We start from the raw sequence: 10,823 nt of genomic DNA on the forward strand, positions 1-10,823 counted from the left end.
CTGTCTGTCTGTCTGTCTGTCTGTCTGTCTGTCTGTCTGTCTGTCAAATATATTTCTCTATACATCTCCTTGTCAACCTCCTGGTTTAATAAAATTGCACTACCGCATCAAATCCATTTGTCACTGTTCAGTGACCTGCGGTTCGGTGCCCCCCCCGCCGGATTTTATGCTTCTGATTGTCTTTTCCAGTACCGTCATCTCAACCGGTTTTGAAACATGTGCATTCATACCGGCTGACAGAGAATGCTGGATATCCTCGGAAAATGCATTCGCAGTCATGGCAATGATCGGAATCGTCTTTGCCAGTTCATGGGAGCTTCTGCGGATTGCCTTTGTTGCCTCATAACCATTCATAACAGGCATCTGCACATCCATCAGGATCATGTCATAATCCCCCGGAGCAGACTGTTCAAATGCTTTCAAAACCTCTTCACCATTTTCACAGATGGTACATTCTGCTCATCTGTGTCTTCTTGTGCCGCCAGAGCAACTGTTCTATCCTCTGCAATTCTCAGCTCTATGAGAACCTCAAAACAACTTCCCTGTCCCAGTTCACTCTCCACATCAATGGTACCTCCCATTGCTTCAACCAGATTTCTGGTAATAGCCATTCCAAGACCGGTTCCCTGGATCTTATTCGTCACAGAATTTTCGGCACGGGTAAAAGCATCAAAGATTTTATCTTTGAAATCTGCTGACATTCCTATTCCATTATCCCTGACTAAGAAACGGTACTTTGCATAGACGGATGAATTTGTTTCACATTCTTCTACCAGAAACTGAATTTCTCCACCTTCCTGCGTGTACTTCACTGCATTAGAAAGCAGGTTGCTGAAAATCTGCATCAGGCGAAGCTGATCCCCGTTCACCCACTCATGTCGGATATTTTTCTTTGTTGTAAGAATCTGTTTCTTTTCATCTATCTGTGAATGAAATAGATTATTGATTTCCTGTATAAAATTCAGAATAGAGAAATCATCGTATTTAAAAACTGTTTTTCCTGCCTCAATTTTGCTCATATCCAGAATATCATTAATAATCCCTAACAGATGCTGGGATGAAACATCTATTTTATCTGCATACTCTATTACTTTATCTTTATTTCCTGCATCATGTCTTATTAATGACGTCATACCAATAACTGCATTCATAGGAGTACGTATATCATGTGACATATTAAACAGAAAATTAGATTTTTCAACACTGGCTGTTTTCGCCTGCTCCAATGCTTTCTGCAGTTTTTTATTTAATTTCACTACTGTGTTTTCCGATTCCTGTGTCCTGTGCAGTAACATAATCATAAAAACAAATCCAGTTAAAAGCAAAACAATCAGTAAACCGCAGCCCCATAGTCTATATAACTTTTCATTGCTATTCCATCCGTTTTCAGGCATCACTTCCAGAACCCATTGACTGTCACCTAATTCGAAAGTATATGTGACAGGATCAATCATTTCCACACCTGAGCCATACACTTCTTCGTATGTTTCATCCCACGGTGCAATACTTTTAGACAACTTATATTCATAGCTAAAATCGGTAAGTGACTTTATAGAATCAGCGAATATATCCGGTACACGAATAATTACAATTGTAAATCCCCAAAATGTCCTTTCGCCATTTTTCTGCTCCACATACACCGGATTTCTTACAGCAATCCCCGTTCCACCCTGTTTCAAAGAAAATGGTCCCTGCATGGTTATCACATCATTGTCTCTGGCATAACAAGATATCTTTCCTCGTTCTTTATCATGAATAAGATCTATCTTTCCAGCCTTATTTCCGTCTTCCGGATAAATCTCAGTCACTACGCCGTCTGGTGCGATCTGAATACTCTGGACATAATCTGCCATCATATTCTCCGCAACTTTCGAGAACATGGAAATTTTTCCGTTTTCACTAATAACAATCTGTTCAAAACTATTTGTAATATCAATTCCCCTCACGATATCAGCCTTCATATGATCTGCATACGTTACTGCGTTTAATTCAGCTCTTGACCTTATCAAATACCTTTGACTGCTATCCGCACGAATGCCTATATTCACCAGAACAACCAAACCGATCATCAATACAAATACCGGTATCCATAACTCTTTTTTTATCCTAAATGTATTTTTTCGTTCCTGTGCTGACTTAATTTTCTTCCACATAACCGATTTCCTTTACACCTGCGTTTTTATCTACTTCATTTTATATTTTAGCAGCCACCAATTATTGCCTGTTTTAGTTTCTTTTTAATCTCCAAAAATGAAAAAAGCATTGTCATTGCAGACAATGCATCTTTAACGTGGCAACTGGCTACCATTTTACAGGCCCTATAGCTTTGCGTCGCAGACTTTCATCTGTTTTGCCGTTTTTCTTATTATAGCTTTTAAACATATGAAAAAAAACTGGTTTTATTATACTCTAATGCTCGACTATGTACAAGAAAAACATTACCGTTTTAACGCCTAAAAACAAAAGAAGAACAGCCGATACATATACTCGAACTGTTCTCCTACTTCCGAAGTCCACGCAGCATTGACATTACTGTTTCCTGCTCATTTGTACTCAGATTGTTCCATATCCTTAAAACTTCTTTCTGTTTTTCTGTCAGATTCTCTGAATTACCTTCCTGAAAAAACTGTGATAATGTCACGTCCAAAGCTGCACATATTTTTTCAAGTGTAATCAGCGACGGCAGGTTTTCCTGCGCCATGATTCTTCCCAGTGATGACTGGGAAATTCCCGACAGCTGCGATAATCTATATTTATTGATATCACGCTTTTCACACAAAAATGTTATTTTATCCGCAATATACTTCTCTATCTGCAAGTAACTATACCTCATTTCCGCTATTACATGTTCTTATTGTACCTGTAATAATGAAAAAATATTAGTAATCAACTTTGCAAGTATTCATTCCCATTATAGGAAGTATACGGATAAAAAAATATAAAGATACTTTCGTTTCCGCAAAAGTCATTTTCGCTTATATCGTTTTTATAATAGCACAGACAGTTATGTTTGTCACATAAAAGTTTGAAACCTCAAACAAAAAAATAAGCCTGCCATCATCCGCAGATTTCTCCACAGACAACAGCAGGCTTCCTACTATCTCATCAACTCATTCACTTTTCTCTGCACTGCCCCATAATCATATCCCGCAGCCTGCAGTCTCTTCTTTCTGTCCCCGCCGTTCCCCCACTTTCCGGCAATGACTTCCTTTGCTACAGTTTCCACACTCTTTTTGTTGCTACTTTTCACCAGCTCATTCACCTTCGCCTGCACTGCCGGATAATCATACCCTGCAGCCTGCAGTCTCTTCTTTCTGTCCTCGCCGTTCCCCCACTTTCCGGCAATCACTTCCTTCGCCACAGCTTCCACACTTTTCTTTCCTGTACCAGGATTCCCGCTGGTTCCTTTCACAGCCTTCTCATACTGCGGAGCCGCATATCCGCGGATATATCCCCATCCCAGGGGGATCACCCTTCTGTCAACCTTTTCACCCCGGTTACCTTCAATAGCAGTAATCATTCCCACCGGAAACCTCCTCCACAAAACCGATATGGTCACTGTACCCGTCATTCGGCTGTGTGGCCTTGTCCCAGTTATACACAATCACATAACCCGGCTCCGGCGTGATGGTTCCGTCTTCGATCCAGATCCCCATCTCCCTGAAGATCTTCACGTGTTCCTCCACGCCGCACTCCCTGCCGATCAGCTCACTGCATCCTGCCCTGATCCCTGCAGCAGACACACAGGTATCACACCATTCATCCGAATACTGCACCGCATATCCTCTGGGAAGCGGCTTCACACTATTATACAAGTCAATAATCTCCCTAAACTTTCCATTGGCCTCACTGAATCCCAGCCATCCCCTCATCACATCCAGAACACTCTCAGCAGTCTTTGCCATAGCCTCACATCCCCCTTCATCAAATCTTGTCAGTTCATACTGACGGATCACCTTCATGCAGTCTTCCACATAGGAAAAAGAAGTGGCATACCCGTCGGCACGGATGGTTTCCAGATACTCCTGCGAATCCCGGAAAACATTCACATCCAGTCCTCCGCCAATGGCAAATCTCGTGGTATAATCCTCCACCTCAAGCTTTCCGTCCCAGGCTTCCCCAGCCGCCATTGCCTGTCCGCTGACAGAAGCAATGCAGTCTCCCACATCAACCGTACCGCTGCCATACTCCATCCAGAGATACACATTGAATATATTCGTATAATTGGCAACGATCTTCTCAATGGGATAATACAGCGACAAAATATGTTTCCCGGAATGCCAGGTCTCCACCGGACAATGCTCCACAATCTCCTCATTATTAAATTCAAAGACCACATGGCAGACCGCCTGTCCGTCCTCCTGCCACTTCACCGGCAGGCTCACATCCACAGAAACCTCCGAACCACTCCCGGTTCCGGATCCGGAATCCGAGCCACCAGCGACATCATCCGTACTCCCTGTATTCTCATTCCCAGAAGTATTTCCAACTTCATTCCCTGCCGCATCATTTTCAGAACTTCCTGCATCCGATGTCTCCCCGGTTCCATCAGAACCACCCGTACCACTTCCAGTTCCACTGCCGCTTCCGCCCGGAAATGGAATCACCACAGTCCCGGAAGCCTCCGCAGACCGTTCCACCGGATCCGCAGCCACATCCACAACAACCTGCGCAAAAAACTGCATGTGGTTTTCCTCAGAAGAAGCAAACTGGATACTGATCAGCTTCACCTTCGTCTGCCCGATCTCATGCGCGGAAGCATTGGTAAACGTATGGATCCCGATCTTCCCGGTCTTCGCATTGTCTTCAATCTGATTCAGCAGTCCCGAAATATTCTTGTCATTCCTTGACTTCGCCTGATCCAGCCTCGGGTTCTTCCCCACACATTTCAGGCTCTGCTTTCCCCCGATTTTCTGTCTGATGGAAGTGATACAGGTGATCTGTCCCTCATCCGCCTGTCCTCCCGCAAATGTCAGCACATCCCCTGGATCCAGGGCAGGGTTCCCGATGGTATCCGAATCAAACGGCACATACCGGATCACAGACAGATCTGCCAGGATATTCCTGCACAGCATCTCCCTGGTCTCCTTTAACCCAAACTGCAGAAGCGGGTTCACACCCAGGTTCATGGTCAGCCCATTATCCGGATCCAGAGCATAATACTCTGCAATCTGCGTCTGCTTGTTGGTGGAACTCACTGCCGTGTATCTGGTAATAAAATCCGAAAAGCTGGAAGAAAACCGGTGTCTCTGCTCCACCTTCATCACAGGATCCTTCCCGTACTTTCTCAGTTTCAGCTTTCCCTCCCTGTTAATAATAAAGAAACCTCCCAGAACCTGTGCCACATAAAACAGCACATCCCGGCAGGTCTCAATATCATTTTCAGTATAAACAGAAAGCGTCACCCCGCCATTCGGCATGGCATCAATCTCCGCCCTCTTATTCGCAAACTCCACTTTACACCGCTTACAGCACAAAGCAATAAAATCATAAGCAGTCCCCACAGTCTCAAACCCGTTGAAACTCTTATCAAACCGCAGCATAAAATCATAGGCTTTCAGTTCCAGGCACTTTGCCAGACGGTTCGCCTCACTGACCTCAAAAACTCCCATCGGCACATTTTCCACCGAATCATCCGCCAGCACCAGATGAAACACCAGCGTCACCTGAGCATCCTCCAGCGTATACCTGTCAATGTCACTCAGAAGCGTGATCCCCATCTCCGCCGCATACACCGTCCCCAGTTCAATTTCCGTGCTTCCACAGCACTGCCTGGAAATATACCCGGAACCCTTCACAATCTCCTTCGCCCCGAACTCATACGTCATTCCGCCTCTGGTAACGATCGTACCCGTCCAGTAATATTTTCTTGTATTGCTCTTCACAGCTCTCAGAAACCCATCCGATACCGGATACATCCCGCCACCTCCATTTCCTCACGAAAAAAGCACCAGCCAACCAGGTGACCGATGCCTTCGTAAATATAATCATTCTATCTGTTATAAGTCCAATGTTTCAGGTAGCATTCATGCAGTTCTTCTGTTGTTTTACAGCAGTCTGCAATCTCTTTTCCCTATGATATCCACTGACACGTTTCCCTGCGGAATGTATCAACATCCAAAGCATGAAATTTATATGTTCCACCCCGTCTGTGCATCACTTCATCATCACACTGGAACTCAAAATAATCATCCCCTGGAACACAGAAGGACAGTCTTCCATCTTCCAGAATAACAGGAGCCACCGCAATATTTTTCATCTGCGGCATATATGGCTGTTCAAACCAATACGCTTTCCTCTCATCCATTTCTCTTCATCTCCATGATAGCCACCTTCCCTGCAAACTTGAAGTTAGCGATTTCTTTTTCCGGTATTCTCTGTCCCACGGATTTCCTCATGATAGAAATAATCTACGATCACCGGATGTCCCTGCGGGACTCTGCCATAAGGCATTTCATTATCCACAAAGGCACAATCATACTTCTTAGCCATTTTCTCAGCTTTTACTTCAAGTGCTTCAAAGTAGCTGCGGTTATGCTTGTTATAGATCTCGTCGTAAAGTGGTACAAGATCAGGATATTTTCCGGCGATATAATCCATAATTGTCTTTTTGAAACCGCCTCGAAGATTGAGATTTTCGAGCCAGAACAGATCGCACTGATCCTTTACCCGCTCAAAGATTGCTTCAAAATCCGTGATACTGGGGAATACCGGGGATACGAAACAGACTGTACGGATACCTGCTTCATATACCTGCTTCATAGCAGAGATACGGCGCTCAATGCTCGAAGCAGAATCCATATCGTTCTTGAAATTTTCATCTAGTGTGTTGATCGACCATGAAACGGTTACATGTCCAAGCTTCTTCAGCAGATCAATATCCCGTACCACAAGATCCGACTTTGTGCAGATCAGAATATCTGCGTCACTGCCGATCAGCTGCTCCAGAAGTTTTCTGGTATTCCCGAATTGCTCCTCCTGTGGATTGTAGCCATCTGTCACAGAACCGATGACCACCCGCTGTCCGGCATATTTCTTCGGATTTTTAATTTCCGGCCAATGCTTCACATCAAGGAAAGTGCCCCATTCCTCCTTGTGCCCGGTAAAGCGCTTCATAAAAGAAGCATAGCAATACTTGCAGGCATGTGTACAGCCCACATAGGGATTGACCGAGTAACCGCCTACCGGCAGACTAGACTTAGTCATGATGTTCTTTGTTTCCACCTCACGAATGAGGATTCCATTTATTACTTCTTCCATGATTTCTGTACCTCTAACACTTTATTAAATTCTTCCGGCATTTCCTGAATCATATTTTCATCCCCTATGATAGGGACAAGGTCTTCCTTCATAAACACCGGAATGCCGAGTGCGTGTGCCTGATCCGTCAGAGACCATGCCCATTCCGGCTCCGTATGAATCTTCCTGCTCTGAGCCCCGGTCATAGTGCCGACAACGATCCAGTTGATTCTGGAAAGGTCAACTGTACCGGGATCGTCGAATAACGGTTCAAAGCTAACATGGTAATGCTTTGCTCTGATGTTTTTCCGAAGGGCGTCGATACGCCACAGTTCGGCTTTCCTCGTCACCGTAACGCCAAACCATGCATTTTCCAGATCGGTATCAAAATCCAGCAGATCAGGTCGCTTGGTAAGGAACAGGAACTGATGCTGTGGATTTTCACGGATCTTTGCAAATACCTCGTCTCTCCATTCCGGCTTCCATCCGGAGAGATCGCTCATCCCAGTAAGAAGAAAGTTCTGCGGACGTTTCTTTTCCATCATCTTGAGCTTACCCGGAAAGAATTCAGGGTCAGCGAAGTCATCAATCATATGCCAGCGTTTCACGTTGTTGCGGGCATAGCAATATGTACACCCCACTGTGCAGCCAATGACGATATTCATGTTCTGAATCTGATCTTTGATACAAATACTCATGACTTCTGCCACTCCTCAAGATTCTTTCTGATGCGGTCGAGACATTCCTCAAACCGGATAATTTCTTCCTCTGAAAAACCTTTGTAGTAAATACTGCCCATCTCATCAGATACAGAATCGTACTCGCCCTTTAAGGCATGTGCTTTCTCAGTCAGAAACAGGAGTGTTTTCCTTTTGTCCGTTTCAGACTGAACACGGCTTATCAGCCCTTGATTTTCCATTCTTTCCAGCATCGTAGTAAGAGATGTTATCGCTAATCCGCATTTAGTCGAGAGTGACCTGATTGAGATACCATCCTCCTGCCACAGCACATAAAGAATACGTCCCTGGGCTCCATTAAACGCATCAATATTCTTTTCACTGAGAATCTTCTCAAAAATCCGGTCTCCAAGCTGTTTTATTTTGGTGACAAGAAATCCTCCATTCATTTCCATGCAAAAGCTCCTATATAGTAGTTTATTAAAAACATACTATATAGGAGCTTTATTGTCAAGAGTTTATATGTCTTAATAGGTAAATTCCGTTTTTTTCAATTCTCCAAACTTGAATTTATATAATTATTCCTCTAACTTTCCCCATTTTATAGGCTTTCCCGCCTGTCCATTAGTGAAATGATATGTAGTTTCCCTTATTTTTGCCCTTATGAGATAATTACAAGGGAAATAAGGGAATTTCTTTAATCATTGCCTACCACTTTATCAAGAAGCCTAACCGATTTTCGTTTAGCATCTCTTGTGGAGTGAGCATAGACATTCATTGTGGTACTGACATCTGAGTGTCCTAACAATTCCTGCACATCTTTTGGGGCTGCTCCATTTGCTAAAAGGTTGCTTGTATAGGTGTGACGTAACTGGTGGAAATGAAAGCCTTCAAATCCCTCTAATGTTTTTGCCACCTTTCTGCAAACAGTTCCCAAAGTAGTTGGAAGTTCCAGACAACCATCCGGTCTTAAACAGACGAAAGAAATTTCTTTATAATCTGCCGGGACTTCCTCTGTTCTGTCTAAGCAATAATATTCGTAGTACACTCTGTTTTTCTCTTTGACCTCTTTGTAGTAGTTCGTGTGATAAAGTTCTCCGTACTGCATTCGATTTTTTAACTGCTCTTTCCGGGTATTACGGAAAATCTCTACCAGCGTATCTCCAAAATCAACAATCCTCACTTTTTTCCGCTTGGTTGGTCCGATGATATATTTGCGCTTTGAACCATCATATCGGATGCTGCGTCTTATGGTAAGGCATTGTTCTTCCAGATTTACGTCCTGCCATGCCAAACCGCAGGCTTCTCCAATACGGAGTCCGGCATAATAGGCTATCTGGATTGGAAGTATTGCGGCTGGGTTCTTTTTTTGAAGATACGCAAGCAGTCTTTCATAATCTTCTCGTGAAATTGGTTGGATATTTCCGTCCATGTCCTCATCCGAAAACAAATCAACTTCGTCCGTCTGATACCGCAGTTTAGAGACTGTGAGAAAAAGTCTGTAAATAAGATTCTTCTATGATATGCAAAGGTGGTGAGCTTACAGTTTGAGCTTTTCACCCTTGTTTTATATATAACAGTTGTTGAATGGCATGTCAAGAGCAGGCGGTTTTCCGCCTGTCTTGATCGTCGGTTTACTCGTTATTCTGGAAGACGACCTTCGTACATAATACTCAGTTCGCCATATACCTGCGCCCAGTTTCGAATCGTACTGGTCCATTTTTTCGTAGCCTCAAAAGTGGCCAGGTACAGCGCTTTTAAAAGGGCCGTATCGCTTGGGAATACGCTTCTCTGCCGATTCAGCTTCCGGTAGGTGGAATTCAGGGATTCAATCGCATTGGTGGTATAAATCACCGTTCTGACCGTCGTTGAAAACTTGAAAATTGGAGAGATGGCATCCCAGTTATCCTTCCAGCGTTTCATGGAATTCGGATATTTGGGAGACCATTTTTCAGTTACACGATCTAAGGCTGCCAGCGCTTTCTTTTCATCTGCGGCCTGATAAATGGTCTTCAGATCCGCTGCAAATGCTTTTCTGTCCTTGTCAGGGACATATTTCAGTGTATTTCTTACCTGGTGTACGATACAGCGCTGATACTCGGTTTTTGGAAAAGCAGCAGCGATTGCTTCTTTGATGCCGGTTAAACCATCTGCACAGATGATTAATACATCTTTGACACCCCGGTTTTTCAGTTCGTTCATAACGGAAAGCCAGTATTTTGCGCTTTCATTGTCGCCAACGCTGATGGTCAGAACCTCTTTCTTTCCTTCCGTGTTGATTCCAAGAATCACGTAAGCTGCAAGCTTTCGGATCACACCATTATCTCTTACGGAATAGTGAATTGCGTCAATGTAGAGAATGGGATAGACTTCGTCCAACGGCCGGTTCTGCCAGTCTTCGATCTGTGGCAGGATCTTATCGGTTACATCGGAAATAAAACTCTCCGAGGTTTCAAAGCCATAAATATCTTCGATGGTTTCGGAAATCTGTCGGGTAGTCATTCCTTTGGCATACATAGAAATAATCTTCTGATCAATATCAGAAATATCTTTCTGACGTTTTTTCACCACCTGTGGTTCAAATGTTGATTTTCGGTCCTGCGGCACTTCGATTTCCATCGATCCATATCGGCTGTTGACCTGTTTGCGCTTATACCCATTGCGGTAATCATCATGATCCGAACGTTCTGATTTTTCATAGCCGAGATGATCGTCCATTTCCGCTTCCATCATTTCCTTAATGGTACCGCCTAAAAGATCCTTGAGCGCATCCTGGATGTCTTCAGCAGACTGGATATCATACTCTTCCAGGAGCTGATGGATGATGTTTCGTTTTCCTTCGGTCATTTGTACTCGATGTACCGGTTTCTTTTGTCTTGCCATAATAAAAGGTCCTCCTAATGATAT

At 43.9% G+C, this 10,823-nt stretch carries 9 protein-coding genes, 2 pseudogenes and 1 riboswitch; all 11 genes and pseudogenes read right to left on the reverse strand.

Features of this window, described 5'->3' with window-relative positions; translation table 11 throughout:
* Positions 1 to 120: 120 nt before the first annotated feature.
* The 11 genes and pseudogenes from DXD02_RS15760 to DXD02_RS05280 all read right to left on the reverse strand — a co-directional run bounded on the left by DXD02_RS15760 (position 121) and on the right by DXD02_RS05280 (position 10,799).
* Complete coding sequence (locus tag DXD02_RS15760) at positions 121 to 423, reverse strand: response regulator (RefSeq protein ID WP_243106357.1); 303 nt, start codon at positions 421 to 423, stop codon at positions 121 to 123.
* A complete protein-coding gene (locus DXD02_RS15765) occupies positions 420 to 2,153 on the reverse strand; it encodes a sensor histidine kinase (RefSeq protein WP_243106355.1) in 1,734 nt (577 codons plus the stop codon). Before DXD02_RS15765 ends, DXD02_RS15760 begins: the two co-directional genes overlap by 4 nt.
* Before the next feature lie 136 nt (positions 2,154 to 2,289).
* A riboswitch (cyclic di-GMP riboswitch) is annotated at positions 2,290 to 2,365 on the reverse strand.
* A 135-nt stretch (positions 2,366 to 2,500) separates the two neighbouring features.
* Positions 2,501 to 2,833 carry a helix-turn-helix domain-containing protein gene (locus tag DXD02_RS05245; protein ID WP_199691634.1) on the reverse strand — a complete coding sequence of 111 codons (333 nt, stop codon included), beginning with the start codon at positions 2,831 to 2,833 and terminating at the stop codon, positions 2,501 to 2,503.
* 264 nt (positions 2,834 to 3,097) lie between these two features.
* Entirely contained in the window at positions 3,098 to 3,520 is a 423-nt protein-coding gene (locus DXD02_RS16070; protein WP_330425765.1) for a hypothetical protein, read from the reverse strand.
* 511 nt (positions 3,521 to 4,031) lie between these two features.
* Positions 4,032 to 5,918, reverse strand: a pseudogene (locus DXD02_RS05250) (hypothetical protein); the annotation flags it as partial.
* Positions 5,919 to 6,073: 155 nt separating this feature from the next.
* Entirely contained in the window at positions 6,074 to 6,307 is a 234-nt protein-coding gene (locus DXD02_RS05255; RefSeq protein WP_243106352.1) for a hypothetical protein, read from the reverse strand.
* Positions 6,308 to 6,351: 44 nt separating this feature from the next.
* The gene (locus DXD02_RS05260) at positions 6,352 to 7,260 is read right to left on the reverse strand and encodes a radical SAM mobile pair protein B (protein WP_055228656.1); all 909 of its coding nucleotides are present in this window, start codon (positions 7,258 to 7,260) and stop codon (positions 6,352 to 6,354) included.
* A complete protein-coding gene (locus DXD02_RS05265) occupies positions 7,248 to 7,937 on the reverse strand; it encodes a radical SAM mobile pair protein A (RefSeq protein ID WP_117509300.1) in 690 nt (229 codons plus the stop codon). The genes DXD02_RS05260 and DXD02_RS05265 overlap by 13 nt, the downstream gene beginning before the upstream one ends.
* The gene (locus DXD02_RS05270) at positions 7,934 to 8,371 is read right to left on the reverse strand and encodes a radical SAM mobile pair system MarR family transcriptional regulator (protein ID WP_007884694.1); all 438 of its coding nucleotides are present in this window, start codon (positions 8,369 to 8,371) and stop codon (positions 7,934 to 7,936) included. The genes DXD02_RS05265 and DXD02_RS05270 overlap by 4 nt, the downstream gene beginning before the upstream one ends.
* Before the next feature lie 242 nt (positions 8,372 to 8,613).
* Positions 8,614 to 9,396, reverse strand: a pseudogene (locus DXD02_RS05275) (site-specific integrase); the annotation flags it as partial.
* Positions 9,397 to 9,557: 161 nt separating this feature from the next.
* Positions 9,558 to 10,799, reverse strand: a complete 1,242-nt coding sequence (locus DXD02_RS05280; protein WP_117761756.1) for an IS256 family transposase — start codon at positions 10,797 to 10,799, stop codon at positions 9,558 to 9,560.
* Positions 10,800 to 10,823: the final 24 nt, after the last annotated feature.

This window comes from Blautia sp. TF10-30 (assembly GCF_003481245.1).
GTDB classification, from domain to species: domain Bacteria; phylum Bacillota; class Clostridia; order Lachnospirales; family Lachnospiraceae; genus Fusicatenibacter; species Fusicatenibacter saccharivorans.

Coding starts and splice junctions, on each gene's coding strand:
- DXD02_RS15765 (WP_243106355.1), bottom strand. CDS start 2,153: ATGTGGAAGAAAATTAAGTCAGCACAGGAACGAAAAAATACATTTAGG.
- DXD02_RS05245 (WP_199691634.1), bottom strand. CDS start 2,833: ATGAGGTATAGTTACTTGCAGATAGAGAAGTATATTGCGGATAAAATA.
- DXD02_RS16070 (WP_330425765.1), bottom strand. CDS start 3,520: ATGATTACTGCTATTGAAGGTAACCGGGGTGAAAAGGTTGACAGAAGG.
- DXD02_RS05255 (WP_243106352.1), bottom strand. CDS start 6,307: ATGGATGAGAGGAAAGCGTATTGGTTTGAACAGCCATATATGCCGCAG.
- DXD02_RS05260 (WP_055228656.1), bottom strand. CDS start 7,260: ATGGAAGAAGTAATAAATGGAATCCTCATTCGTGAGGTGGAAACAAAG.
- DXD02_RS05265 (WP_117509300.1), bottom strand. CDS start 7,937: ATGAGTATTTGTATCAAAGATCAGATTCAGAACATGAATATCGTCATT.
- DXD02_RS05270 (WP_007884694.1), bottom strand. CDS start 8,371: ATGGAAATGAATGGAGGATTTCTTGTCACCAAAATAAAACAGCTTGGA.
- DXD02_RS05280 (WP_117761756.1), bottom strand. CDS start 10,799: ATGGCAAGACAAAAGAAACCGGTACATCGAGTACAAATGACCGAAGGA.